The organism is Caballeronia jiangsuensis, from assembly GCF_046030135.1.
GTDB lineage: Bacteria > Pseudomonadota > Gammaproteobacteria > Burkholderiales > Burkholderiaceae > Caballeronia > Caballeronia jiangsuensis.
This window is the reverse complement of record NZ_JAQQDB010000002.1, coordinates 246,161-272,449: the sequence shown is the minus strand read 5'-3', so window position 1 is coordinate 272,449 and position 26,289 is coordinate 246,161. Positions and strand designations below refer to the sequence as shown.

Here is a 26,289-nt window from a genome sequence, read left to right as displayed (position 1 = left end):
CTTTTGCGCGCTTCGACAATCGAGGATAATTTGCCGCACGCAATAGAAAATCTTATGCGAACCATGCGCCCTCATCTTCCCCTGAATGCGCTGCGCGCGTTCGAAGCATCGGCGCGGCACCTGAGCTTCACGCGTGCCGCGCAGGAACTGAACGTGACGCAGGCAGCCGTCAGCCAGCAAGTGCGCGCGCTCGAGGAACGGCTCGGCACGCCGCTCTTCAGACGCCTGCCGCGCGGCCTGAACGTCACCGACGAAGGCCGCGCGCTGCTGCCCGTGCTGAGCGATGCGTTCGGCCGCATCGAAGCCGTGCTCAAGCAATTCGAAGGCGGGCACTTTCATGAAGTGCTGACGGTGGGCGTCGTCGGTACGTTCGCGGTCGGCTGGCTGATGCCGCGGCTCAAGGCGTTCCGCGAGACGCATCCGTTCGTCGAGTTGCGGTTGCTCACGCATAACAATCTCGTCGATCCGGCGTCGGAAGGGCTCGACTTCGCGATCCGCTTCGGGGCGGGCATCTGGCCCGCGACGCACAACGCACTGCTGCTCGATGCGCCGCTCGCCGTGCTGTGCGCGCCCGATATCGCGCGCCGCCTCGGCAAGCCATTCGATCTTGCAAACGAAGTGCTATTGCGTTCCTATCGAGCCGACGACTGGACCAACTGGTTCGACGCCGCCGGTCTCGATGCATGGACGATGAACGGCCCCGTCTTCGATTCCTCGCGTCTGATGGTGGAAGCCGCGGTGCAAGGCGCGGGCGTCGCGCTCGCGCCGCCGCGCATGTTCGTGCGCGAGTTGCAGGCGGGACTGCTCGTGCAGCCGTTCGATATCGAAGTGAAGACCGGCGGCTATTGGCTCACATGGCTCAAGTCGCGGCGGCTTTCGCACGGCATGCGGCTCTTTCGCGACTGGATCGTCGCGCAGGCTGCCGAAGCGCCGTGACGGCGCTTCAACGCCGCGCGCGACGCCTGCCCGCGGCCAGATCGTCCGCGAGCGGCACGGAGGAGAACAGCAAAAGCAACGCGGCGAGCGGCACGGTCGTGGCGAACCCGAGATGCGCGAAGCCGACCGCGCCCGCGAAGCCGCCGAGAATGAACATCGCGAAGAGCGAGCTCAGCAGCACGAGCCGCCCGTGATTCGCGCGTACATAACCGGCATCGTCGCGCGCGATGCCGCGGTTCCAGTAAAGGCTCTTGCCGATCTCGATACCGATGTCGGTGACGAGACCCGTCACGTGCGTCGTGCGGATTTCGGCCTTCGAGATTTTCGTGATCATCGCGTTCTGCAGGCCCATCACGAAGCACAGCAGCGCGACCGTCAGCGGCACGTCCCACACGCGATGCGTCTCCAGATTCGCGCCGAGCATGCCGAACACGAGCAGGAGCGCCGCTTCGAGCAGGAGCGGCGTGGCGAACACGCTATGCGCGCGCCGCTGCCGTCCCCAGTTGATGAGCACAGCCGAGGTCGCGGCGCCGCTCAGAAATGCACCGACCGCGCCGATCGCGGAAAAGACGAACGCGACCTGGCCGAGCACGAGGTTATCGGCGATGGAAGACACGAGTCCCGACATATGCGACGTGTATTGCCCGACCGCGAGAAAGCCGCCTGCATTCGCCGCGCCCGCGACGAAGGCGAGCGCGCAGCCCAGGCGCCGGTTGGCGGAATCGGTGCGGCTGGGGGACGTCAGGCCCCGGAGATAGGCGATCGGCATGGCGGCGCGGGCGAAAGGGTCGAGTCGAAAAGATAGCACGACAATTTGCGTGCCCAGCCATCGATTGAGCGTACGCAATCTGAAAGAAAAAACATAAGTCGATAGCATGCTAACGAATATACTTCTCGCTATAATCCGGCCGCATGACCCAACTCGACATTCTGCGCCGCTCCGTGAGCAGCACGCTCGTGCTTGCCGCGCGACGCTGGCGCCGCACGAGCCACGGCGTGCTCGCCTCGTACGGCGTGTCCGAAGCATGCGCCGTGCCGCTGCTCACGGCCAACCGGCTCGGCGAGGCGGTGCGGCAGGTGACGCTCGCGGAGCATGTCGGCATCGAGGGGCCGTCGCTCGTGCGGCTGCTCGATCAGCTTTGCGCGGCAGGCCTCGTGCGACGCGACGAAGATCCGGAAGACAAGCGCGCGAATACCATCACGCTCACCGATGAAGGCCGCGTGGTCACCGCGCGCATGGAAGAGCGCCTCGTCACGCTGCGCGCGCGGCTGCTGAAGGGCGTGAGCCGCGAGGATCTCGAAACGACGCTGCGTGTGCTCAACGCGTTCAGCACGTCGCCGGATGCGAAGCTGCTCGCCGCGCTCGAAGCGCTCGACGACACCACCAGGCCGGCCCGCCCGGCGGCGAAGCGCGGAGCATAGCGTCATGGCCTTTCCTTCCGCGCGCGAGTGGCTCTTTTCCGCCAAGACCTTCGCCGCCGCGATGATCGCGCTGTACATCGGCCTCGCGCTCGAATTGCCGCGTCCGTACTGGGCGATGGCGACCGTCTATATCGTGTCGAATCCGTTCGTCGGCGCGACGCGCTCGAAGGCGCTCTATCGCGCGCTCGGCACGATGATCGGCGCGGCGGGCGCGGTGCTGATCGTGCCGCCTTTCGTCGAGTCGCCATTTCTTTTCAGCGTGATCGTCGCGTTATGGACGGGCACGCTGCTCTATCTCTCCATGTTCGACCGCAGCGCGCGCAGCTATGTCTTCCTGCTCGCGGGCTACACGCTGCCGCTGATCGCGCTGCCCGCCGTCACCAACCCGACGACCGTCTTCGATCTCGCGATCACCCGCACCGAAGAGATTCTGCTCGGCATCGTGACGGCGAGCATCGTGGGCAGCGCGGTGTTTCCGAGCCGGCTCGCGCCGACGCTCATCGAACGAACGGACGCATGGTTCCGCGATGCCGCGTTCTATGCCTGCGAGACGCTCTCGGGACATATCGCGGGCGCATCGATATCGGCGGCGCGCCAGCGGCTCGCGGCAACCGTCAACGGCCTCGAACTCCTGCTGAACCAGCTGACCTACGATCACACGCGGCCCGATATCATCCGCCGCGCGCGCGCGTTGCAGGGCCGCATGCAAATCTTTCTGCCGCTGATTTCGTCGATGGCCGATCCGCTCATCGAACTGATCGACAAGCACGGCGCGCATCCCGAAGGCCTCGAACAACTCCTGAAGGATGTGGCCGCATGGGTCGGGAAGCCCATGCCGCGCGCTGAACAGGATGTCGAAGACGAGCGCGAGCCCGATGCCCTGCGCGAACGCATCCAGGCGATGCGGCCATCCGTCGAAGCGCTGGCGAGCGCGGACGGCGCGCTGCTCTCGAATGCGCTGTGGCGTCTCGGTCAGGTCATCGACGTGTGGCAGGACATTCGCGCGCTGCGTGCGGCGATTCTCAACGAGACGAGCGAATGGCGTCCGCACTTTCGTCACTGGCGGCTCGGCGGCACGGCGCGCTTTTTCGATCGCGGCATGATGCTCTTTTCGACGGGCGTCGCGGTGAGCGCGATCATCGTCGCGTGCGGACTGTGGATCGAATCGGGCTGGAACGATGGCGCCGGCGCAGTGACGCTCGCCGCCGTCGCGTGCTGCTTCTTCGCCGCGCTCGACGAGCCCGCGCCGCAAGTGTTCACGTTCTTTCTCGCGACCTGCCTGAGCGTCGTGCTCGCCGGCCTCTATGTGTTCGCCGTGCTGCCGAAAGTACACGATTTCCCGATGCTCGTGCTGATCTTCGCGGTGCCTTTTCTCATCATCGGCACGCTCATTCCGCGGCCGCGCTTCACGCTCGTGACGATGCTCACCGCCGTGAATACCGCGACGTTCATCAGCATTCAGAGCGCCTACGAAGCGAACTTCTTCGTGTTCATCAACAGCAATCTCGCGGGTGTCGCGGGCCTGCTCTTCGCGTTCATCTGGACGCGCATGACGCGCCCTTTCGGCGCGGAACTCGCCGCCGCGCGGCTCACGCGATCGGCGTGGGCGGATATCGTGGTGAGCGCGTCGCCGACGGTAGTCATCGCGGATCAGCGCGATCTCTACGCGCGCATGCTCGACAGGCTGATGCAACTCCTGCCGCGTCATGCCGCGACGGACTCGCATCGTCACCCGTCGATCGAGAGCTTTCGCGATTTCCGCGTCGCGCTGAATGCGCTCGATCTGCGTCGCACGCGCCGCAAGCTGCCGGCCGAATTGCAGACGTCGGTAGACTCGGTGCTGGATGCATTGCGCCATTACTTCGAGCTTTGCATCGCACGCCGCGCGCGTCAGCCGGTGCCTGCCGAACTCATTCGCGGCATCGATGCGACGAGCGCTCAGGTCACGTCACACGCGATCACGCAGTCGCAGGATGTCGCCGCGGAGAAATGGCTGCGCGAAACGTTGCACGCGCTGGTCGGCATGCGCCTTTCGCTGCATCCGCCCGCGACGCAGACGCAGCCCGACGCCGCGACCGGCGTGCCGCCGCGCGAGGAGCCGGCATGATCTTCGCCCTTCCACTTTCATCGGAACGCCACACATGATCGGCGAAATCGACATTCTCGGCGTGTTCGTGCCCGCCGTGCTCGTGCTGATGTTCATCGCCTATCTTTTGAATCTGGCGATCCGCACCGTGCTTGCGCGCGTCGGCTTCTATCGCTTCGTGTGGCACCGTTCCATTTTCGATCTCGGCATCTATGTTCTGGTGCTGGGCTTTGTCGTCATCGTTTCGCAGCGGCTCATCTCGTGAAAAAAACCTGGTTCTCTCTCGGGCAGATTCTGCTTACGCTCATCGTCGTCGCGATTGCGTGCGTCGTGTTGTGGAAGCTCGTCGATTACTACATGTTCGCGCCGTGGACGCGCGACGGTCACGTGCGCGCCGACGTGATCCAGGTCGCGCCCGACGTATCCGGCCTCATCACCGACGTCAAGGTCGTGGACAATCAGCAGGTCAGGAAAGGCGATGTCCTCTTCGTGATCGATCAGGCGCGTTACACGCTCGCGCTGCGCAATGCGCAGGCGACCGCGCAGCAACGGCGCGCGACGCTCGATCAGGCGCGCCGCGAAGATACGCGCAATCGCGCACTCGGCAATCTCGTCGCGCGGGAAGTGGTCGAGGAGACGCATTCGCGCGTCGAGCAGGCAACCGCCGCGCTCGCCGATGCCGAAGTCGCGATCGATACGGCGCGCCTCAATCTGCAGCGCACGGAGATTCTCAGTCCCGTCGACGGTTATCTCAACGATCGCGCGCCGCGCGTGGGCGAATACGTGGCGTCGGGACGCGCGGTGCTGTCGGTGGTCGATATGCATTCGTTCCGCGTCGATGGCTACTTCGAGGAAACGAAGCTGGGCGGCATCGATATCGGCCAGCCTGTCGATATCAAGGTGATGGGCGAGGCCGGCATCCTGCGCGGACATGTGCAGAGCATCGTCGCGGCGATCGAGGATCGCGACCGTCAGCAAAGCTCCAGTCTTCTGCCGAACGTGAATCCCGCGTTCAGCTGGGTGCGTCTCGCGCAGCGCATTCCGGTGCGCGTGACGCTCGATGAAATTCCCGCGGACTTTCGCATGATCGCGGGCCGCACCGCGACGGTGTCGGTGCGCGGCATCGGGCCGAAGATCGGCAAGCGCGCGGCGTCGGAAACGTCGCCTGCTTCCGCGCCTGCGCCGACTTCGAGCGTGTCGGGCGCGTCGCAATGAAAGCGATCGCCCTCGCCGCTTCGTCGGCCATCGTGCTCGTCGGCTGCACGACGGTCGGACCGAACTACACGCTGCCCGGGAACGCCGCGGTCAACGCGCCCTATGCGAACGAGGCCATCGATGGCGCGAATCAGGCGCCCGTCACGCAAGGCGAAGTGCCGGCCAAGTGGTGGCGTCTCTATGACGATCCCGTCGTCGATCAACTCGTGACCGCCGCGCTCGCATCGAACACCGATCTGCGCGTGGCCGCCGCGAATCTCGCACGCTCGCGCGCCGAAGTCGAATTCGCGAATCAGCAGGGCGGATTCTCGGGCAAGACATCGGCGGCGTTTCAGCGTGCGCAGGAATCGGCGGAGCAGTATCTGTTGACGGAGAAGATTCCGGTCGTCAACGAAGGCGCGCTCGATCTTTCCATTTCCTACGAGATCGATCTGTTCGGCAAGCTCAGGCGCGGCGTCGAGGCGGCGAACGCGGACGATGAAGCCGTCGAAGCCGCGCAGGATCTTGCGCGCGTCACGGTGGTCGCGGATGTCGTGCGCGCGTATGTCGAATCGTGCTCGGCGGCCGAAGAGCTGGACATCGCACGAAAGTCGCTCGACTTGCAGAAGCAGCGCGTGAAGCTCACGCAGCGTCTGCGCGACGCGGGCCGTGGCAATCAGTCCGAAGTCACACGCGGACAGACTCAGGCCGATACGCTCGCCGCCGACATTCCGCGCTTCGTCGCGCGCCGCCGTGTCGCGCAATATCGGCTGGCGATGCTGCTCGCGCGTGCGCCTTCCGACTTGCCGAAGGCCGCCCTCGCCTGCAAGAAGCTGCCGAAACTGCGCGCGCCGATTCCTGTCGGCGATGGCGCGGCGCTGCTCAAGCGTCGCCCCGATGTGCGGCAGGCCGAGCGGCAGCTTGCGTCATCCACGGCGCGCATCGGCGTTGCGACGGCGGCCTTGTATCCGTCGGTGAGTCTGGGTGCGTCGGTGGGTTCGGTCGGCGTCGTGGAAGACCTGTTCGGCGCGAATACGAATCGCTGGGCGTTCGGTCCGCTCATCAGCTGGAGCTTTCCGATCAACGGCCAGCGCGCCCGCGTGCATCAGGCCGAAGCGGCGACGAGCGGTGCGCTCGCACGTTTCGACGGCGTCGTGCTGAAGGCGCTGGAGGAAACGCAGAGCAGCCTCGCGACCTACGCATCCGACACCACACGTGCCGATGCATTGCGCACCGCGTATAAATCCGCGATCCAGTCGGCCGATGAAACCAACCAGTTGTATCGCGCGGGCCGCGAGTCCTTTCTCAACGATCTCGACGCGACGCGCACGTTGACCGGCGTCGCGGCACAGGTCGCGGCCGCCGAAGGACAGGTCGCGATCGATCAGGTGAACCTGTTCCGCGCGCTCGGCGGCGGCTGGGAAACCGACGAAGCGATCGCGCAGAACTCGAAGGGAAAATGAGGCGATCGTGCGCGCGAGCGAATATCGATTCGTTACCGTCTGGAAGATCGCGGCGCCGCTTCAGTCCGTATGGGACGCCATCCACGATCCGGCGGCGTGGCCGCAATGGTGGGCGTGTGTCGAACGGGTGATCGAAGTGGAGAAAGGCGCGCACGACGGCGTCGGTGCGTTGCATCGTTATACATGGAAGGGGCGCTTGCCGTATCGCGTGCGCTTCGACATGCGTGTCACGCGCGTCGAGCCGCTCGTGTCGCTCGAAGGAGAAGCGAGCGGCGATGTCGAAGGTTCGGGGCAATGGCGGTTTTCATCGCGCGATGATGTCACCATCGTGCGATATGAATGGCGCGTGCGTACCGGGCGCGGATGGATGAATCTGCTTGCGCCTATTGCGCGGCCGGTCTTCAAGTGGAATCACGATTACGTGATGCAGCGGGGCGGCGAGGCGCTTGCGAGGCGGCTCGGGGCGCGGCTCGTGGGGGTGGAGCATGATGAGGCGGAGCGTTGAGACGAGTATCCCGCTCAACTACGTCTCATATAAGGTTCGCCCGCTACGATCCCCGACGCCATCACGCCCATCCCTCCAGCCGCAACGTCGAGCGCACCAGCCGCTCTTCCTCCTGCTCGATCTCGGCGAGGCTCTCACGCACGCTCTTGACATGCAGACTCGCCGCACGGCGCGCCTGCTCCGGCAGCTTGCCGGTAACGGCGTTGTACAAACGCGCATGCTGGCGATCGATCTGACGCTTCTGCGGCTCGCGATGATAGAGATTGTTCACCGACGCGAACACCGCGCTCAGCATCAGATCGTTCAGCATGCCGAGCGTATGCACGAGCACCGCGTTATGCGACGCCTCGCAAATCGCGAGATGAAACGCGTGATCGAGCCGCGCATGCGTGGAGGCGTCGGTGTCGTGCGTATCGGCGGCGACGAGTTCTTCGTAGCGCCGCCGGATCATGATGTGATCGGCCTGCGTACCTCGCAATGCGGCGAGCCGCGCCGCCTCCGCTTCCAGCATTTCGCGCACTTCCAGCAGATCGTAGAGCGTGCGCGGTTGCGATCCGAGCAGATGCATCATCGGCGACTGTCCGGGCTCGGCTGTGAGCTTCGCGACGAACGAGCCCTTGCCCTGCGAGGTTTCGATCAATCCCCTCGCCCGCAGAATCTTCAGCCCTTCGCGTAGCGCGGTGCGCGAAACGCCGAGCTTTTCGGTCAGCCGCCGCTCGGACGGCAACGTCTGCCCGACCTTCAGCACGCCATCGACGATCAGGGCCTCGATGCGTTCGACCACCACGTCCGCCAGCTTTCGCTTGCTTTCTTCCGCTTCTTTCATCGCACTCACCACTGGTATTACCACTGCGAAATCGTAGCACGGCGCTCGGTTATCTGCCTGCCTTACGCCGTTTCATCGCCTACGTTTCAGCGATCCGCGTAAAAGCCGTCCACTACAAAAACTGGTAATACCAGTGGAAAATCCATCGACATCATGTCGCAGACCCGGAAGAATCGCCACAAAGCACACGTGGGCACGAACCCGCGTCCCACAGGAGACACCGCATGACCTACGCCTACGACGAAAGGCTCGACGGGCCGCTCGCCGATCACGACAAAGCCGCGATCGTGCGCGATCTGCAAGCCCTGCTCCCCGATCTTCAACTGCTGCACGCGAAGGAAGACCTGCGTCCTTTCGAATGCGACGGTCTCTCCGCCTATCGCATCACGCCGATGCTCGTCGCGCTGCCCGGCACCATCGACGAAGTTCAGACGCTGCTCAAGTATGCGAACGCGCACGGCGTGCCGGTGGTCGCGCGCGGCGCGGGCACGGGTCTCTCGGGCGGCGCGTTGCCGCTCGAAAAAGGCATCCTGCTCGTGATGTCGCGATTCAACCGCATCCTCGAAGTCGACGCGCAAGCCTGCATCGCACGCGTGCAACCCGGCGTGCGCAATCTCGCGATCTCGCAGGCCGCCGCGCCGCACGGCCTCTATTACGCGCCCGATCCGTCGTCGCAGATTGCATGCTCGATCGGCGGCAACGTCGCGGAGAACGCCGGCGGCGTGCATTGCCTCAAGTACGGGCTGACGGTCCATAACATCCTGCGCGTGGAGATCGTGACGATCGACGGCGAACGTCTCACGCTCGGCTCCGAAGCGCTCGATGCGCCCGGCTTCGATCTGCTCGCGCTCATCACCGGTTCGGAAGGCATGCTGGGCGTCGTGGTCGAAGTGACCGTCAAGCTATTGACGAAGCCGCAGAGCGCGAAGGTACTGCTCGCCAGCTTCGACGACATCGAGAAAGCGGGCGATGCCGTCGCGCAGATCATCGCGGCAGGCGTGATTCCCGGCGGGCTCGAAATGATGGACAACCTCGCGATCCGCGCCGCCGAGGACTTCATCCACGCAGGCTATCCCGTGGATGCAGAAGCGCTGCTCTTATGCGAAGTCGATGGCGCGGAATCCGATGTCGCCGAAGATTGCGCGCGTGTCGAAGCATTGCTGCGCACGGCGGGCGCGACGGAGATCCGCCTCGCCGCGAACGAGGCCGAACGCCAGCGCTTCTGGGCGGGCCGCAAGAACGCATTCCCGGCAGTGGGCCGCATCTCGCCCGATTACTACTGCATGGACGGCACGATCCCGCGCCGCGAGTTATCGCGCGTGCTGCGCGGCATCGCGGATCTGTCGGCGCAATACGGACTGCGCGTCGCCAACGTGTTCCATGCGGGCGACGGCAACATGCATCCGCTCATTCTCTTCGATGCCAACGCGCCCGGCGAAATGGACAGAGCCGAAGCGATCGGCGCGCGCATTCTGGAACTGTGCGTCGAAGTCGGCGGCAGCATCACGGGCGAGCATGGCGTCGGCCGCGAGAAGATCAATCAGATGTGCGCCCAGTTCAACAGCGACGAACTCACGTTCTTCCATGCCGTGAAAGCCGCATTCGATCCTTCGGGGCTTCTGAATCCCGGCAAGAACGTGCCGACGCTGCATCGCTGCGCGGAGTTCGGCACGATGCACGTGCATCACGGCGCACTGCCTCATCCCGAACTGGAGCGCTTCTGATGCGACGCGACCTCATCTCCATCGACGACAGCGCGCGGCTCGTCGATCAAGTGCAAGACGCGATTGCACGAAAGCGGCCACTGCGTATTCGCGGCGGCGACAGCAAGGCGCACCTCGGCAGGCCCGTGCACGGCGACGAGATCGACACGCGCTCGCATCGCGGCATCGTCAGCTATGACCCGAGCGAACTCGTCGTCACCGCACGCGCGGGGACGACGCTCGCCGAATTGAACGCGATACTCGACGAAGCCGGCCAGATGCTGCCGTGCGAGCCGCCCGCCTTCGATGAAGCGGCGACCATCGGCGGTGCTGTCGCTGCGGGATTGTCGGGCCCGCGCCGGCCGTGGGCCGGTTCGGTGCGCGACTTCATGCTCGGCTGCCGCATCGTCACGGGCGAAGGCAAGCATCTGCGTTTCGGCGGACAGGTGATGAAGAACGTCGCCGGTTACGACGTTTCGCGTTTGATGAGCGGCAGCTTCGGCTGTCTCGGTCTCATCACGGAAGTGTCGTTGAAAGTGCTGCCGAAGCCGCGTGAAACGCGGTGTCTGTCGCTCGCGCTCGACGCGGCCGAGGCGATGCGCGAGCTTGCTTCATGGCGCAAGGCGGCGTTGCCCGTGAGCGGCGCATGTCATGTCGATGGCCGTCTGCATGTGCGCCTGGAGGGCGGCGCGGGCTCGGTGCGCGCGGCGGCGGATCGCATCGGCGGAGAACATCTAGACGCGCAGTTCTGGTCCGCTCTGCGCGATCAGCGTCTGTCCTTCTTCAGCGACGGACGCCCGCTCTGGCGCTTGTCCTTGCCGAACGATACGCCGCTCATCGAGTTGCCCGGCGCCGTGATGCTCGACTGGGGCGGCGCGCAACGCTGGCTCAAGAGCGACGCGAACGCCGATGTCATTCGCGGCGTCGCGAGCGCGGCGGGCGGACACGCGACGTGCTTCACGCCCGGCGCCGCAGCCGATCCGTTTCATCCGCTCGCCGCGCCGCTCATGCGCTTTCACCGGCAAGTGAAGCAACGCCTCGACCCGCACGGCGTGTTCAATCCCGGCCGGATGTACGCCGACTACTGACGTTATCGACAGGCATCGATATGCAAACGAATCTCAGCGACGAAGCAAAGACACTCGCGCGCGCGAAGGAAGCGGAAGACATACTTCGTTCGTGCGTGCATTGCGGCTTCTGCAACGCGACGTGCCCGACGTATCAGTTGCTGGGCAACGAACTGGACGGCCCGCGCGGGCGCATCTACCTCATCAAGCAGATGCTCGAAGGCGAGCCCGTCACCGACAAAACGCAGTTGCATCTCGACCGCTGCCTCACGTGCCGCAACTGCGAAACGACCTGTCCTTCGGGCGTCACGTATCACGCGCTGCTCGATATCGGCCGCGCTGAACTCGAACGTCGCGTGCCGCGTCCCGCACGCGAGCGCATGTTGCGTCACGGCCTGCGTCATGTGATACCGCGCCCCGCCGTGTTCGATGCGCTGCTGAAGGCGGGCCGTATCGCGCGTCCGCTGATGCCGGCCACGCTGCGCCAGAAGATTCCCGCGAAGACCATCGCGGCCAAGTCACGGCCGGCCGCTCGTCACACGCGTCGCGTGCTGATGCTCGAAGGCTGCGTGCAGCCTTCCCTGTCGCCGAACACCAACGCGGCGACCGCACGTGTGCTCGACCGTATCGGCATCAGCGTGATCGATGCGCCACGCGCGGGCTGTTGCGGCGCAACCGACTATCACCTCAACGCGCAGGAAGCGGGACTGATGCGCGCGCGGCGCAATATCGACGCCTGGTGGCCCGCGATCGAAGCGGGCGCGGAAGCCATCGTGCAGACTGCGAGCGGATGCGGCGCGTTCATCAAGGAATACGGTCACTTGCTGCGCGACGATCCGCAATACGCGGCGAAGGCTGCGCGCGTGAGCGAACTGGCGCGCGATCTCGTCGAAGTGCTGGGCGCGGAGCCGCTCGATGCGCTCAGGTCCGCGGAGCGACGCCGCATCGCGTTTCATTGTCCCTGCACGCTGCAACATGCGCAAAAGCTCGGCGGCGCGGTGGAAGCAATTCTCACGCGTCTCGGCTACGATCTGACCGCCGTCCCCGATGCGCATCTGTGCTGCGGCTCGGCGGGCACTTACTCGATCACGCAGCCCGAACTATCGATGCAACTGCGCGACCGCAAGCTGGATGCGCTCGAAAGCGGCGCGCCCGAGATGATCGTCACGGCGAACATCGGCTGTCAGACGCATCTCGCGGGAGCGGGACGCACCGGCGTGCGTCACTGGATCGAACTGGTGGAAGACGCGATGCAATGACACGCTGCGCGCCGATACGTGCAGCGTGTCCTTCGCGATATCAAAGTCCGAGCTCGCTCAGGCCCGGATGATCGTCCGGCCTTCGCCCGAGCGGCCAATGAAACTTGCGCTCGCTTTCCTTGATCGGCACATCGTTGATGCTCGCGTGTCGATGATTCATCAGGCCATCGAGACCGAACTCCCAGTTCTCGTTGCCGTAGGAACGGAACCAGTTGCCCGCATCATCGCGCCACTCATAGGCGAAGCGAACCGCGATGCGGTTTCCGCCGAAAGCCCATAGCTCCTTGATGAGCCGATAGTCGAGTTCATTGCGCCACTTTCGATCCAGAAACGCGCGCACGTCCTCGCGTCCGTGGACGAACTCCGCACGATTGCGCCATTGCGTATCGCGCGAATAGACATGCGACACGCGCTCGGGATCGCGCGAATTCCAGCCGTCCTCGGCCTGACGCACTTTCTCGATCGCCGTCTCGCGCGAGAACGGAGGAAACGGCGGACGAGACTCCGAAGTATTGACCATGACGCGCTCCTTCACTTGCGGATGAACGCGAGAAGATGCTCGTTGACCGTATCGGCGTGGGTCGTGCACATGCCGTGCGGCGCGCCGGGAATGATCGTGAGCGAGCCATCGGGGACGATCTTCGCGGAGAGCTTGCCGGAATCGTCGATCGGCACGATCTGGTCGGCGTCTCCCTGCAGCACGAGCGTCGGGATCGTCATCTTCTTCAGGTCGTCGGTAAAGTCCGTTTCCGAGAAAGCCTTGATGCAGTCGTACGCGCTCTTGATCGAGCATTGCATGCCGGCGAGCCAGAACCAGTCGATCGTGCCTTGCGACACCTTCGCGCCTTCGCGATTGAAGCCGAAGAACGGCGTCGCAAGATCATTGAAGAACTGCGAGCGATTGCCGATGACGCCCTTGCGGATATCGTCGAACACGGAGAGCGGCAGGCCGCCGGGGTTGGCTTCGGTCTTGAGCATCAGCGGCGGCACCGCCGAGATCAGCACCGCCTTCTTCACGCGCTTCGTGCCGTGACGGCCGATATAGCGCGCGACTTCGCCGCCGCCCGTCGAATGGCCGACGAACACGGCATCCTTGACGTCGAGATGATCGACGAGTTCGGCGAGATCATCCGCATAGCGGCTCATGTCGTTGCCGTCCCACGGCTGGCTGGAACGGCCGTGGCCGCGCCGGTCATGCGCGATCACGCGATAGCCGCGTTCCGCGAGATACATCATTTGCGAATCCCACGCGTCCGCGTTGAGCGGCCAGCCGTGAGAGAAGACGACGGGCTGGCCCGAGCCCCAGTCCTTGTAAAACAGTTCGGTTCCGTCTTTCAGTGTGAATGTGGCCATTGCTTTGACTCCTTCGAGATGCTGGATCAGGCGGCGCCGTTCATGCACGGCGCGGCGCATAACGCGGCGGATGTGTCGCGTATGGAAGGAGTATTCATGGCGATCGAATGCGGGTCTTGTCGATGCGACCGGTGTTTTAGCGTACGCACGGCGGACTGATTCACGGACTTGCGCCGTGCTGCACCGTATGGCGGCGTGCGTTTTTCAAACGCTTCCCGCGCGCGAGAACGTAGAGTGCGATGCGCACACGCCCACTCTTTTCATCACCATCATGAAGATCGAACAGGACCAACGTGATTCAGCGACCGATCATCTGCGCTTTCAGTTGCCGCATCTGCATCTGGCGAGCGCGTTCGGCAACGACTGGTTCGCGCTGAAGGCGGAGGCTTTCGCGCGCTTCTTCGGCACGCCGACGTTTCTGGTGGCGCAGACGTTGATCGTCCTCGCATGGATCGCGTTGAACGTGGCGCACCTGATGCACTTCGATCCGTATCCGTTCGTGTTGCTGAATCTGGCGTTCAGTCTTCAGTCCGCTTATGCCGCGCCGATGATTCTCCTCGCGCAGACGCGTCAGGCGGATCGCGACAAGGCATTTTCCGATGCCGATGCGCGGCACCGGGAAGCGCTCGCGCTCGCGGCCGAGCGGCGCGACAAGGCGCTCGCGCATCAGGCGGCGCAGATCGAGACGTTGCTGCGACAGAACACGGAACTCACCGCGCTGACACGCGAACTGGCCGAGGAGATCGCGGCTTACACGGCAGGCGCGATGCACACGCGCCCCGCCCCGACGATACGTCCCGCCATCCCGCTCAAGAACCCCGGAAGTTCCGCCGCGGGCAGCGGCCGGCTCAGCAAGAAGCCTTGCATCTGATCGCATTCGAGCTCACCGAGCGTGCGGAATTGCGACTCCGTCTCCACGCCTTCCGCGACGACCTCGATCTGCAATGCGCGCGCGAGCGTCACGACCGCCGACAGCAACGCGCTGCCGCGCTTGCCCGCGGCATCGAGATCGCGCACGAACGAGCCGTCGATCTTGATCTGGTCGAAGCGAAAGCGCTGCAGATAACCGAGGCTCGAATAGCCGGTGCCGAAATCGTCGACGGCCACCGCATAGCCGCGCGCCTGCAGCGCCTCGATCGTATGACTCGTCTTTTCGACGTTCTGCATCGCCGTCGTTTCGGTGATCTCGAACATCAGGCGCGACGGTTCGACACCCGCCGCGCCGATCAGAGCGTCGATGCGCGCGACGAGATCCGGCACGTTGAACTGGATCGGCGACAGATTCACCGATACGGGAATCGCGGGCAGTCCATCGGCATCCCATCGCGCGATGTTGCGGCACACTTCGCGCAACACCCAGTCGCCGATCTCGACGATGAGGCCCGAGCGCTCCGCGATCGGTATGAATTCGAGCGGCGCGATCTCGCCCAACTCCGGATGGCGCCAGCGAATCAGCGCCTCGACGCCCGTCACCGATTGCGATGCGACGCTGAACTTAGGCTGGAACGACAGGCTCAATTCGTCGTCGCTCAACGCGCGATGCAGGTCGCGCTGCAGGATCAGCGACCTGAGCGCAGTGTGATTCATCTGCGGCTCGAACACGCGGTAGGTGTTGCGTCCGCTCTGCTTGGCGGCATACATGGCGGCGTCCGCGCTATGCAGCACTTCTTCGGCATTGGCGCCGTCGCGCGGATGAAACGCGATGCCGATGCTCGCGCTCACGCGCAGCGGCAAGCCGTTGACGACGATCTCCTGCGACAGCCGCCGCAACACGCCATTGGCGACCGCGACGGCGGACGATATCTCCGCCGCGTTCTCCACGACGATCACGAATTCGTCGCCGCCGAGCCGCGCGACCATATCGGTGTGGCGCAGGTCCTGGCGCAAGCGTTCGGCGCACACCTGCAGCAGGTCGTCGCCCACGCCGTGACCGAGCGAATCGTTGATCGACTTGAATCCGTCGAGATCGATGAACAGCACCGCGAACGGCGACGCGCGGCGCGCGCTGTCGGCGATCGCCTGCGCGATGCGCAACGAAAGTTGCTGACGATTCGGCAGGTTCGTCAGGGCATCGTGCGTGCCGAGATAATGCAGCTGCCGGTTCGCGCGCTTCAGCGAAATCGACAGGCTGCTCGTATGAAAGCCGAGCAAGGCGAGCGTGCCGACGAGCACCGTGAACGACATCGCCGTGACGACGAGCGCGAGCCAGTTCGCGTCGAGCTTGGCGTCGGCGAGGCAAAGGCTGCCCGAGGCGAAGTTGGCCGCGTCCATGCCGAGATAGTGCATGCCCGTTATCGCAATGGCCATGATGACCGCCGCGCCGAGCCGCTTGACGACGAGGTTCTCGACATCCGATGCGCGCAGCGTGAACGCGAGCCAGAGCGCCGCCATCGACGCGACGATCGCGACCGCCACGGAGAGCACGAGCTTCCAGACGGTGTAGTCGATGCCGGGCGACATCTGCATCGCGTGCATGCCGGTGAAGTGCATCGCGGCGACGCCCACGCCCATGATCGTGCCGGCCACGACGAGGCGCGCACTCGATAGCGCGCCCCGGCTCGCGGTGGCGAGCGCGATGAACGACACGCCGATTGCGAGGACGAGCGACGCCGCGGTGATCGAAAAATCGTAGCCGACGGCGATCGGCAGGGAGAACGCGAGCATGCCGATGAAGTGCATCGACCAGATGCCGACGCCCATCGACACCGCGCCGCCAGCGAGCCATGCCGGGCGGCGTTTCGCGCTCGCGAGCGCATTCAGGCCGCCGGACAGCTCCATCGCCGTGTAGGACGCGAGAAACGCGACCACGAGCGACAGACAGACCAGCAGCGGATTGTAGACACCAGTCATCGGCTCTCTCTCGTTTCGTATCAGTCTTTTGCGACTGCTTTTTCGTGCGCCCCGACTCGGCTGTGGCCCGTGCCGCGACGGTGCGCGGCTCCTGGTTCCTTATGCGCTATCGGCCTGGGGGCGGGAAACTTTATGCCAGCGCGGCCGTCGGCACGTTCGTACGGAACCGCGCCGACGCCCCTCTCCCGCCCGTGCGCTTCGCAAATGAGGCGCGCGATTACGCAAAGCCGCCTCGCGCCGAACGGCGATCATCGCAATCAACGAATTGCATCGTTTGCGAGGCGAAGGACATGAGCGAAAACAAAGTTATCCGCATCTATAGCGAACCCGCCGGCGGCTGGGGCGCGCTGAAGGCCACGGGCGAAGCACTGAAGATTCAGGGCATTCCCGTGTCCGGCGCGAAAACGCTCCTGCACATGAATCAGCCGCAAGGCTTCGATTGTCCCGGCTGCGCGTGGCCCGATCCGAAACATACGTCGTCGTTCGAATTCTGCGAGAACGGCGCGAAGGCCGTCGCATGGGAAGCGACCGCGATGCGCTGCACGCCCGAGTTCTTCGCGCAACATAGCGTGTCCGAGCTTGCCGCATGGAACGACTACGACCTCGAAATGGCGGGCCGTCTCACGCATCCGATGGTCTACGAAGCCGCTTCCGACCGATACGTGCCGATCGAATGGAACGAGGCATTCGCGCTCGTCGGGCGTCATCTGAATGCACTCGATCATCCCGATCAAGCGGACTTTTATACGTCCGGGCGCGCATCGAACGAAGCGGCGTTTCTGTATCAGCTCTTCGTGCGCGAGTTCGGCACCAACAACTTTCCCGACTGCTCGAACATGTGTCACGAAGCGACGAGCGTGGGCTTGCCGCAATCGATCGGCGTCGGCAAGGGCACCGTGCTGCTCGAAGACTTCGAACATGCAGACGCGATCTTCATCTTCGGCCAGAATCCCGGCACGAACAGCCCGCGCATGATGAGCGATCTGCATTCGGCGTCGCGGCGCGGTGCGAAGATCGTATCGTTCAATCCGTTTCGCGAACGCGCGCTGGAACGCTTCGCATCGCCGCAAAACCCCGTGGAGATGGCGACGCTCGGCTTCACGAACATCAGCTCGTTTCTCTATCAGGTGCGCGTGGGCGGCGACGTGGCCGCGCTGAAGGGCATGATGAAGGCGATCGTCGAAGCGGACGATAAAGCCATGCTCGCCGACGCGCCGCGCGTGCTGGACATCGCGTTCATCGAAGGCCATACGCACGGCATCGACGCATTGCTCGCGGATTTGCGCGCTACACCCTGGGACGCGATCGAGCGGCATTCCGGCCTCACGCGCGACGCGCTCACGAATGCCGCGAACATCTACATGCGCGCCGACAATGCGATTCTCGTGTACGGCATGGGCATCACGCAGCATCGTCGCGGCACCGAAGCCGTGCAACAGATCGCGAATCTCGCGCTCTTGCGCGGCAACGTCGGACGGCCGGGCGCGGGCATCTGTCCGGTGCGCGGGCATTCGAACGTGCAGGGCAATCGCACGGTCGGCATCACGGAGAAGCCGAATGCGCAGCTCATCGCAGGCATCGAGCGCGCGTTCGGTTTCACGCCGCCAACGAAGCATGGCAACGATGTGGTCGCGACGCTCGAATCGATGATGCGCGGCGAAGCGAAAGTATTCGTGGCGCTCGGCGGCAACTTCGCGGCCGCGATTCCCGACTGGGCGCGCATGCAGGATGCGCTGCGCAAGCTCGACCTCACCGTGCATATCGCGACGAAGCTCAACAGAAGTCATCTCGTGCATGGCCGCGACGCGCTGATTCTGCCGTGCCTCGGCCGCACCGAAATCGATATTCAGGCGGATGGACCGCAATCGATCACCGTCGAGGATTCGATGTCGATGGTGCATGCGTCCGCCGGGCGCAACGAGCCCGCGTCGCCACATCTGCTGAGCGAGCCGGCCATCGTCGCGGGCATCGCGCGCGCGACGCTCGGCGCAAAGTCGCGCGTGCCGTGGGAACATCTCGTCGCGAGCTACGACCGCATCCGCGATGCAATCGAGATCGTGTTCCCGATCTTTCAGGCGTATAACGCGCGCATTCGCGTGCCGGGCGGCTTTCATCTGACGTCGTCCGCGCGCGAACGCGTGTGGAACACGGACACCGGCCGCGCGAACTTTCTCGTCTTCGACGGCCTCGACGAAGACCCCGCGCCGAACGATCCCGACGCGCTCTCGCTCACGACGATGCGCAGCCACGATCAGTACAACACCACGCTCTATTCGCATTCGGACCGCTATCGCGGCGTGTTCGGCCAGCGCGACGTGATCTTCATGAATCCGCGCGAGCTGAAGAAGCGTGGACTGAATGCGGGCGATCGCGTCGATATCTTCGCGATAGCCGATGACGGCATCGAGCGCGTGATCCGCAACTTCAAGGCCGTCGAATACTCGCTGCCCGATGGCTGCTGCGGCGCGTACTACCCGGAAGTGAATCCGCTCGTGCCGCTCTACGCATTCGATCCGCAGAGCCGCACGCCGTCGTACAAGTCCGTGCCCGTGAGAGTCGTGCGCACGGTCGCCGAACCTCAACGCGAAGACGTCCAATATGCCTGATCACGTACTCGACCTGTCGCGCGCGCAGTTTGCGATGACCGCGATCTTTCATATTCTCTGGCCTATCCTGACCATCAGCCTGTCCGCGTTTCTCGTGCTCGTGGAAGCGCTGTGGATACGCACCGGCGACGTCGCGTACTACCGGCATGCGCGCTTCTGGAGCAAGCTGCTGGTGCTGAACTTCGCGGTCGGCGTCGTGAGCGGCATTCCGATGGAGTTTCAGTTCGGCACCAACTGGGCCGCCTTTTCACGGTACAGCGGCCAGTTCATCGGCAACATTCTGGGCTTCGAAGGCGCGATGGCCTTCATGCTCGAAGCGGGCTTCGTCGGCGTGATGCTGTTCGGCTGGGGACGCGTGTCGCGCGGCGTGCATCTGTTCGCCACATCGATGGTCGCGCTCGGCTCCAGCCTCTCCGCGTTCTGGATCATGGTCGCGAACTCGTGGATGCAGACGCCCGCGGGCTATGCCGTCGTCGATGGCAGGATCGTCGTGACGAACTATTTCGCCGCGATCTTCAACCCCGACATGGTGTGGGGCGTCTCGCACATGTGGGTCGCCGCGATCGAAACCGGCATGTTCGTGATCGCGGGCATTTCCGCGTGGAATCTGTATCGCCGGCGTCATCCCGAGTTCTTCGCGCGTTCTTTCCGCCTTGCGCTCGTGGTGCTCGTGTTCGTCGCGCCCTTGCAGATCTGGCTCGGCGATTCGAGCGGCGTAAGCGTGTTCGAAACGCAGCCCGCCAAGGGCGCCGCAATCGAAGGCCACTGGACGACGAACGCACCGGGCACGGGCGCATCGTGGTCCTTGCTCGCTTGGCCCGATCAGAAGGCGCAGCGCAACGACTGGTCGATCGACGTGCCCGGCATGTTGAGCGTGCTCGGCACGCACACGCTGCATGGACAAGTGAAGGGCCTCACCGATTTCCCACGCGACGATCAGCCACCCGCAATCGGGCTGCTCTATTACGCGTTTCGCGTGATGGCGGGCATCGGCTTCGCGTTCATGTTGCTCGCGTTCTGGACCGCGTATGCGTTGCGCAAAACACGCGGCCGTCTCGAAGCGCTGCTCGCACGACGCAAGCTTCTGCTCGCGTGGGTGCTCTCCATTCCGTTGCCGTATGTCGCCGTGGAAGCGGGATGGATCGTGCGCGAAGTGGGCCGTCAGCCGTGGGTCGTCTACGGTTTGTTGCGCACGCGCGATGCCGTGTCGACGATCCCCGCTTCATCGGTGTCCTTGAGCATCGCGATGTTCTTCGCGTTCCATGTCGTGCTGCTCGTCACATTCTTCGTGCTCGCGCGTCGCTGGCTGAACGCCGGCCCCGACCTCACCAGCATGCCGCCCGCGAACATCGCAGGTTACCGGCCTTTGGAGCTCGACTCATGAATAGCGCTGTCCACACGATGCTCGCCGATACATGGTTCGGCCTCATCGGCCTGATGCTGGTCTTCTATGTCGTCACCGACGGCTTCGATCTCGGCGTCGGCATCCTCACGCTCTTTCGCCGCAAGTCGTCGGATCGCGACGTGATGGTTCAATCGATCGGTCATGTATGGGACGCGAACGAAACGTGGCTCGTCGTGATGGGCGGCGCGCTCTTCGGCGCGTTTCCGCCGGCTTACGCGCTCCTGTTGGAACATCTCTATCTACCCGTGATGGCGCTCATCGCGGGATTGATCATGCGCGGCGCGGCGATCGAGTTTCGCCATAGCGTCGATCACGGGCCGGTGTGGGACAAGGTGTTCGGCATCGGCAGCCTCGTTGCGGCGCTCTCGCAAGGCGTCGTGCTCGGAAAGGTGCTCACGGGTCTCGCGCCGGGCAAGGCGGCCTTCGCGTTCATCGTCGTTGCGGCGATCGGCGTCGTCGCGGGATATTGCCTGCTCGGCGCGACGTATCTCGTCAGGAAGACCTCGGGCATGGTCGAGCAATGGGCGCGGCGAATTTCACTGCTGAGCGCGATGTTCACCGTCGTTGCCGCGGCGTTGCTGACGCTCGCGACGTGGTTCTCCAGCGATATCGGTCACGCGCGCTGGACGCATCCGGCCGTGATGCATGTGCTGATCGCGCTCGGCCTCGCGTCGGTGCTTGCGTTCGCGTTCATCATGGCGTCGCTGTATCTCGGCAGTTCGCGTGTGCCGTTTCGCGCATCGGTGGCGCTGTTCGTGTTCTCGTTCACAGGGCTCGCGATCAGTCTCTTCCCCGATTTCATTCCGGGCAAGCTCGGCATTCTCGAAGCCGCGTCCGATGCACCGACGCTCGCGTTCATGCTGATCGGTATCGGTCTCGTGTTCCCGGTGATGATCGGCTACAACCTTTATCAGTACCACGTCTTTCGCGGCAAACTTGCGGGCAGCGCGCACGCGGGTGAATGACCGGTCGTTCGCGGCAGCGCGCATAAGAAAACACCGCCTCGCAGGCGGTGTTTTTCCATGCAGCGCGAGCGATTCATAACGACGTCGCCTGATCCAGCACCGACGCCAGAATCATCGCGCCCGCATTGCTCGGGACCGGCCGCGGATTCGGCCCGTAGACCTGGTCGCCCGGACGAATCTCGCGACCACTCATCGCGCACACGCCAGCAGTGCGCGCGCGCATCGCACGCCACACCTGATCGCCGTAGCAGCAGCGCGTCGAGTCGCGCCATTCGATCGTCGCCGTCGTGGTCGATGGACGTTCGATCAGCTTCACGGTCACGCGGCGCTCGCCCGTTTGCGTGAAGGGACGCCTTGCCGAAGGCGTCCCGAAGTTCACGCCGTCATTCAGCGACGTGAGTTGAAAGATCGTTTGCGCCCACGGATCGAGCGCGATTGCAGCTTCAGCCATGTCCGGCTCCTTATCGAAGAATGTCGTTGATCGATCCGCTCACGCGGCGTCGAGCGTGTTCGTCTGCCAGTGCTTCGGCGTGGCGCCGACAAGTCGCTTGAAGACCGTCGTGAAATGCGCCTGCGAACGAAAGCCGCAGCAGAGCGCGACATCGAGCATGCTGTGCCTGGACGTGCGCAGCAGTTGCTGCGCGCGCTCGATGCGCTTTTGCAGCAGGTACTCGTGCGGACGCATGCCTGTCGCGCGGCGGAACTGCGCGGCGAAGTGCATGCGCGTGAGACCGGTGCTCGACGCGATATCCGCGAGGCTGATGTTCTCGGCAAGATGCGCATCGACGAATTCGGATACGCGATTGATGCGCCATTGCGGCAACGCCGAAGGCTCGCGTCCGCGCGCAACGGGCGTAGCGAAATGACGCGCGACGAGCCGCGACACGATCGCGAGACCAATGCTTTCGATGAACATGCTGCCGAGCGCCGCGCCTTCGGTCTTGCACACGGCGAGCGTCTGGCCGAGCCGTTCGAGCGCGGGATCGCGAATCAGCTTCGGATCGTCGAGAACGATATCGCCCGCGTGGGGACGATGAAAGAGATCGTCATGGCACTCCGCCAAAGCCTCCTGCGGCACGAAGAGATGCAGGACATCCATCGCCGACTGGAACACCGCGCTCACGCGTGTCGCGGGCGCGGTGACCTGCACGACGCCCGCGGGCACGCGCCCGTGCAGCAGCTTGCGGCCCGCATGGTGAAAGATCAGCGACGCGCACTTCAGGTTCAGGCTGACGCAATGAAACGCGCCGTTGCCGTCGCTGGAGACTTCGAGCGGCGATTCGCCATGATGCAGCCAGCGCGCCATCGTGATTCGCCGCGCGGGCTGGACGGCGGCCGGGCTGCGCCATCGGTCTTCCAGTTCGATCAATGCCGCTCGCGCGGGCGTCGCGGAATGCGAAAGGAGATTGAGATTCATGATAGGTCCGTTGCTTGACTGAAGCCTGTGCGGCCGATCGATGACCGGCATCGCGACGACTCCAAGTTAATCAAACGGAAACCACGCGCCTAGCCGTACATACGGTTGACGACATCGCCTGATGGTTGAGTCAACCTATATCAAGGTTTGATATCGGCGAAGCGATAACACCTTCGTATGAGCGCGTAACACGCGTGGATGAGACGGCTCATCCGGACGTCGCACGTATGCAGCCGCACGATTGAAGCGCTGCTACGCGCGCCATCCGAACGTTTAGCCGATGCACCGATAACGGCTGCAGGCACGCTCCTTCGTAGGTGTAGTCGAGGTGCGATCCGGTGGATAAAGTGTCGTCAAGGTCGCGGCATAAACACGGACCAACGGCCTTATCAAGGGAAACCGAAACCAATATTTATTTCGGATACCCGATTAACTACATCATCATCCACCAGGAGTCGAACATGAAAAAGTATCTCGTCAGCTTCACCCTTGTTGCCGCCACGCTCGCTGCGCCCGCTCTCGCATTCGCGCAATCGAACGCCCCCGTCACGCGCGCACAGGTTCGCGCCGATCTCGTCGCCGTCGAAAAGGCAGGCTATAACCCGGCGCTCGCGAGCGATCCGTACTACCCGTCGGACATTCAGGCAGCGGAAGCGAAAGTCTCCGCGCAACATGCCGATGCAGTGCAGGCCTACGGCGGCGTGCAAACCGGCACGAGCGCATCGAGCGCGCCGAAGCATGTATCGATGAACAACACGTGCGTCGGGCCGATCGACTTCTGCCAGCCGTTCTTCGGTAGCTGATCCGCACGTCCGGATCGACGATCTCTCATTCGCACAAGCGGAGTCTTTCATGAAGCGATTCTTTCAAGCAGCGTCGATGCTGGCGCTGTCGGCCGGTATGTTCGCATCGACCGGCGCAATGGCTCAGGATGCCACCCCGGCCGCCGATGCCCATGCGCCCGTCAAAAACATCGTTCTCGTTCACGGCGCGTGGGTCGACGGCTCGGGTTGGAAGCCGGTCTACGACATCCTCACCCGCGACGGCTATCACGTCACGATGGTGCAGGAGCCGCTGACATCGCTCGAAGGCGACGTCGCCGCGACCAAACGCGTGCTCGACCTGCAGAACGGTCCGGCGATCCTTGTCGGCCATAGTTATGGCGGATCGGTCATCACGGAAGCGGGCGTGCATCCGAAGGTCGCGGGGCTCGTCTATGTCGCGGCGCATGCGCCGAACGTCGGCGAGGATGAAGGCGCGCTCGGTAAAAAGACGCCCAGCTTCCTCGCGAAGCAGACGGACGCCGTAGAAAAGACAGCGGATGGCTACACGTACCTGAATCCCGCCGTGTTCCCGAAAGACTTCGCCGCGGATCTGCCGCTCAGGCAAGCCCGGTTCGAATCGCACTCGCAGATTCTGACGGCGGCGCAAGTCTTCACGACGCCGCTGACGGCCGCGGCGTGGACGTCGAAGCCGAGCTGGGGCATCGTGGCCGGCGGCGACAAGATCATCAATCCGGATCTCGAACGCTGGTACTACGAGCGCGCGCATAGTCACGTGACGGTCATTCCGGGCGCGAGCCATTCCGTGTACGAATCGAAGCCGCAGCAGGTCGCGGCGGTGATCGAAGAAGCCGCGAAGCATGCGGTGCAATAAATGATGTGACCGCGCGCGGCTGTCGTGTTTCTGCACGGCAGCCGCGCACTTTCGTCTGTGGTTTTCCCGTTCTTGCCGCTTTCGCCGTCAATGCCTTATATAGTGTGTGGCTGCGCATGTCCCGCACAAGGCATCGAATGATCAGACGGAGGAATCGATGGTTCGGCTCGTGATGATTCTCCTCGGCGTCGACTATCTGCGCACGCGATGGCGCACGGTGCTGACGCTCGGGCTGCTCAGCATCGCGCTCGGCGGCGTCATCTTCACCGATGCGCTCGACGGTTCGCTCTACTTTCCCATCGTGCCCTTCGCGCTGATGATGCTGTTCGAGGGCCTCGCCACGCTCGCCGTCGCATGGACCGGCATGGGCGGCCAGCGCAAGCTGCGTTATGTGAAAGGCACGACGTTCTGCCTGTCGGCGCTGCTCGTGCTGTTCGGCGGCGAGCACGGCAACTTCGTGCTGTCGCTCATCTTCGGCACGCTCTTTCTCGTCGATGGCGCCTTGCAGATCGTCTCCGCGCGCGTGGTCCGCTTTCGAAAGTGGCGCCTCGCGATGGCGGGTGGCGTGCTCGAAATCGCCATCGCAATCTTTTTCTATCAGCCTTACCCCGATCACTATGCGGGAACGGTCGCCTATTGCGTCGCGTTCGGCCTCTTCTTCGGCGGCTGGAACATGATCCTGCTCGCGGCGCGCGTCCGGCGCATGGCGGCGAATCCCGCCGTCGATGGCGAAGCGAGTGCGAGTGCGCAGGAAGAACCGGCGTCCGCCGCGCCCTCGTTCGCCGGCGCGGTCTGGGACGGCCCGCCCGCACCCGATGAAGCCGCGCTGACCGTACACGTGTGGACGCCGGTCGGCACGGCGAAATCGCAGACGAAGCGGCAGTTGATCGTCGATCGATATATCGCCGCCATCGACAGGAACGGCACCATCTCGACCGGCCACGCGGCGCTGGAGACGCCCGAAGGCGTGTACATCAGCCTTTATCCCGCGGTCGAGATCGACCGCTCGCCGAACGAATTTACCCGCACGCTGCGCGCGACGCGCGAGAACGACGTGCCCGGCCTCTTTCAGCCCGACTACGAGACCGAATCGAAAGCGTGGTGTCCGTCAACGCAGCAGGTGCGCATCCGCAATTACGATCCGGTGAGGCTCGCGCGTTTCTGGCAGACATATCAGCGCGACACGACCTACAACCTCACGTATCGCAATTGTTCGAGCTCCGTGGCGCGGGCGCTGGAAGCGGCGATCGAGGGCGCGTCGGCGCGCGTATGGGGCAAGGGCGGCGGATGGAAGCCGCTCGTGCGCATCATGGCGACGCCCGAGCTATGGGTCGCGGCGCAAGTGCGAAAGCGCGCCGCGACGATGGCCTGGACGCCGGGCCTCACGCTCGATTACGCACGCGCGCTCAGCATGCTCGCCGACCCGCGCCATTCGGGCTGGGTGAAGATGGCGCGCATCGCGGTCGCGACGATGTATCGCTCGCGGCAGCGCTGGCGCGCCGAAGAACATGCGGCGGCGCGTGAGCAAGGAGAGGCGTCGGTGTCGGCGGAGCAGCGTACCGGTTGAAGCGATATC

At 64.2% G+C, this 26,289-nt stretch carries 23 protein-coding genes and 1 pseudogene; 17 read left to right on the top strand and 7 right to left on the bottom strand.

All coding sequences use genetic code 11. The features are described from left to right. Positions 1–54 precede the first annotated feature (54 nt). Entirely contained in the window at positions 55–936 is an 882-nt protein-coding gene (locus PQR08_RS03145) for a LysR family transcriptional regulator (RefSeq protein WP_284509081.1), read from the top strand. Between the two features lie 7 nt (positions 937–943). On the opposite strand, the gene PQR08_RS03140 is transcribed toward PQR08_RS03145, so the two are convergent. Continuing rightward, positions 944–1,705 (bottom strand): YoaK family protein, encoded by a 762-nt coding sequence (locus tag PQR08_RS03140; protein ID WP_238211243.1) that lies wholly within the window; start codon positions 1,703–1,705, stop codon positions 944–946. Between the two features lie 143 nt (positions 1,706–1,848). Between PQR08_RS03140 and PQR08_RS03135 the strand changes: the two genes are divergently transcribed. From PQR08_RS03135 to PQR08_RS03110, 6 genes are read left to right on the top strand one after another with little or no spacing between them, the layout of a single operon-like run. Continuing rightward, positions 1,849–2,358 carry a MarR family winged helix-turn-helix transcriptional regulator gene (locus PQR08_RS03135; RefSeq protein WP_250485456.1) on the top strand — a complete coding sequence of 170 codons (510 nt, stop codon included), beginning with the start codon at positions 1,849–1,851 and terminating at the stop codon, positions 2,356–2,358. 4 nt (positions 2,359–2,362) lie between these two features. After that, positions 2,363–4,465 carry an FUSC family protein gene (locus PQR08_RS03130; protein WP_250485457.1) on the top strand — a complete coding sequence of 701 codons (2,103 nt, stop codon included), beginning with the start codon at positions 2,363–2,365 and terminating at the stop codon, positions 4,463–4,465. A gap of 34 nt (positions 4,466–4,499) precedes the next feature. Next, the gene (locus tag PQR08_RS03125; RefSeq protein ID WP_035503993.1) at positions 4,500–4,709 is read left to right on the top strand and encodes a DUF1656 domain-containing protein; all 210 of its coding nucleotides are present in this window, start codon (positions 4,500–4,502) and stop codon (positions 4,707–4,709) included. Next, on the top strand, positions 4,706–5,659 hold the full coding sequence (locus PQR08_RS03120) for an efflux RND transporter periplasmic adaptor subunit (protein WP_238288837.1): 954 nt from the start codon (positions 4,706–4,708) through the stop codon (positions 5,657–5,659). The genes PQR08_RS03125 and PQR08_RS03120 overlap by 4 nt, the downstream gene beginning before the upstream one ends. After that, positions 5,656–7,101: an efflux transporter outer membrane subunit gene (locus PQR08_RS03115; protein WP_250485458.1), complete on the top strand. Its 1,446-nt coding sequence runs from the start codon at positions 5,656–5,658 to the stop codon at positions 7,099–7,101. The genes PQR08_RS03120 and PQR08_RS03115 overlap by 4 nt, the downstream gene beginning before the upstream one ends. A 7-nt stretch (positions 7,102–7,108) precedes the next feature. Next, positions 7,109–7,606 carry an SRPBCC family protein gene (locus tag PQR08_RS03110; protein ID WP_250485459.1) on the top strand — a complete coding sequence of 166 codons (498 nt, stop codon included), beginning with the start codon at positions 7,109–7,111 and terminating at the stop codon, positions 7,604–7,606. Between the two features lie 61 nt (positions 7,607–7,667). Here the strand turns inward: PQR08_RS03110 and glcC are convergent, their stop codons facing one another. Then, the gene (gene glcC, locus PQR08_RS03105; RefSeq protein WP_250485460.1) at positions 7,668–8,432 is read right to left on the bottom strand and encodes a transcriptional regulator GlcC; all 765 of its coding nucleotides are present in this window, start codon (positions 8,430–8,432) and stop codon (positions 7,668–7,670) included. Between the two features lie 224 nt (positions 8,433–8,656). Between glcC and glcD the strand changes: the two genes are divergently transcribed. The 3 genes from glcD to glcF are packed head-to-tail and all read left to right on the top strand — an operon-like array spanning position 8,657 to position 12,461. Further along, the gene (glcD, locus tag PQR08_RS03100) at positions 8,657–10,156 is read left to right on the top strand and encodes a glycolate oxidase subunit GlcD (protein ID WP_250485461.1); all 1,500 of its coding nucleotides are present in this window, start codon (positions 8,657–8,659) and stop codon (positions 10,154–10,156) included. Beyond that, positions 10,156–11,223, top strand: a complete 1,068-nt coding sequence (glcE, locus tag PQR08_RS03095; RefSeq protein WP_250485462.1) for a glycolate oxidase subunit GlcE — start codon at positions 10,156–10,158, stop codon at positions 11,221–11,223. The genes glcD and glcE overlap by 1 nt, the downstream gene beginning before the upstream one ends. A 20-nt stretch (positions 11,224–11,243) precedes the next feature. Beyond that, complete coding sequence (glcF, locus tag PQR08_RS03090) at positions 11,244–12,461, top strand: glycolate oxidase subunit GlcF (protein WP_408161046.1); 1,218 nt, start codon at positions 11,244–11,246, stop codon at positions 12,459–12,461. Positions 12,462–12,501: 40 nt separating this feature from the next. Here the strand turns inward: glcF and PQR08_RS03085 are convergent, their stop codons facing one another. Next, positions 12,502–12,981, bottom strand: coding sequence for a nuclear transport factor 2 family protein (locus tag PQR08_RS03085; RefSeq protein ID WP_250485464.1), 480 nt, complete (start codon positions 12,979–12,981; stop codon positions 12,502–12,504). A gap of 11 nt (positions 12,982–12,992) precedes the next feature. Further along, the gene (locus tag PQR08_RS03080; protein ID WP_250485465.1) at positions 12,993–13,814 is read right to left on the bottom strand and encodes an alpha/beta fold hydrolase; all 822 of its coding nucleotides are present in this window, start codon (positions 13,812–13,814) and stop codon (positions 12,993–12,995) included. 70 nt (positions 13,815–13,884) lie between these two features. Between PQR08_RS03080 and PQR08_RS03075 the strand changes: the two are divergent. After that, positions 13,885–14,487: pseudogene (locus PQR08_RS03075) on the top strand (DUF1003 domain-containing protein); the annotation flags it as partial. Between the two features lie 77 nt (positions 14,488–14,564). Here the strand turns inward: PQR08_RS03075 and PQR08_RS03070 are convergent. Next, positions 14,565–16,664 (bottom strand): putative bifunctional diguanylate cyclase/phosphodiesterase, encoded by a 2,100-nt coding sequence (locus PQR08_RS03070; protein WP_250485466.1) that lies wholly within the window; start codon positions 16,662–16,664, stop codon positions 14,565–14,567. Between the two features lie 290 nt (positions 16,665–16,954). Here PQR08_RS03070 and PQR08_RS03065 point away from each other — a divergent pair, with 290 nt between their 5' ends. The 3 genes from PQR08_RS03065 to PQR08_RS03055 are packed head-to-tail and all read left to right on the top strand — an operon-like array spanning position 16,955 to position 21,640. Next, positions 16,955–19,270, top strand: coding sequence for an FdhF/YdeP family oxidoreductase (locus PQR08_RS03065; protein ID WP_250485467.1), 2,316 nt, complete (start codon positions 16,955–16,957; stop codon positions 19,268–19,270). Then, entirely contained in the window at positions 19,263–20,654 is a 1,392-nt protein-coding gene (locus tag PQR08_RS03060) for a cytochrome ubiquinol oxidase subunit I (protein WP_250485468.1), read from the top strand. Before PQR08_RS03065 ends, PQR08_RS03060 begins: the two co-directional genes overlap by 8 nt. Continuing rightward, positions 20,651–21,640, top strand: a complete 990-nt coding sequence (locus PQR08_RS03055) for a cytochrome d ubiquinol oxidase subunit II (RefSeq protein WP_250485469.1) — start codon at positions 20,651–20,653, stop codon at positions 21,638–21,640. The genes PQR08_RS03060 and PQR08_RS03055 overlap by 4 nt, the downstream gene beginning before the upstream one ends. A 73-nt stretch (positions 21,641–21,713) precedes the next feature. Here the strand turns inward: PQR08_RS03055 and PQR08_RS03050 are convergent, their stop codons facing one another. Both PQR08_RS03050 and PQR08_RS03045 read right to left on the bottom strand, forming a co-directional pair. Beyond that, positions 21,714–22,091 carry a DUF3331 domain-containing protein gene (locus PQR08_RS03050; RefSeq protein WP_238211224.1) on the bottom strand — a complete coding sequence of 126 codons (378 nt, stop codon included), beginning with the start codon at positions 22,089–22,091 and terminating at the stop codon, positions 21,714–21,716. A gap of 39 nt (positions 22,092–22,130) precedes the next feature. Further along, positions 22,131–23,057: a helix-turn-helix domain-containing protein gene (locus tag PQR08_RS03045; RefSeq protein ID WP_250485470.1), complete on the bottom strand. Its 927-nt coding sequence runs from the start codon at positions 23,055–23,057 to the stop codon at positions 22,131–22,133. Positions 23,058–23,518: 461 nt separating this feature from the next. On the opposite strand from PQR08_RS03045, the gene PQR08_RS03040 reads away from it, so the two are divergent. From PQR08_RS03040 to PQR08_RS03030, 3 genes are all read left to right on the top strand, one after another. Next, positions 23,519–23,860, top strand: coding sequence for a DUF4148 domain-containing protein (locus PQR08_RS03040; protein ID WP_250485471.1), 342 nt, complete (start codon positions 23,519–23,521; stop codon positions 23,858–23,860). 49 nt (positions 23,861–23,909) lie between these two features. Next, entirely contained in the window at positions 23,910–24,713 is an 804-nt protein-coding gene (locus PQR08_RS03035; RefSeq protein ID WP_250485472.1) for an alpha/beta hydrolase, read from the top strand. A gap of 157 nt (positions 24,714–24,870) precedes the next feature. Further along, on the top strand, positions 24,871–26,280 hold the full coding sequence (locus PQR08_RS03030; protein WP_250485473.1) for an HdeD family acid-resistance protein: 1,410 nt from the start codon (positions 24,871–24,873) through the stop codon (positions 26,278–26,280). The last annotated feature ends 9 nt before the right edge of the window (positions 26,281–26,289 follow it).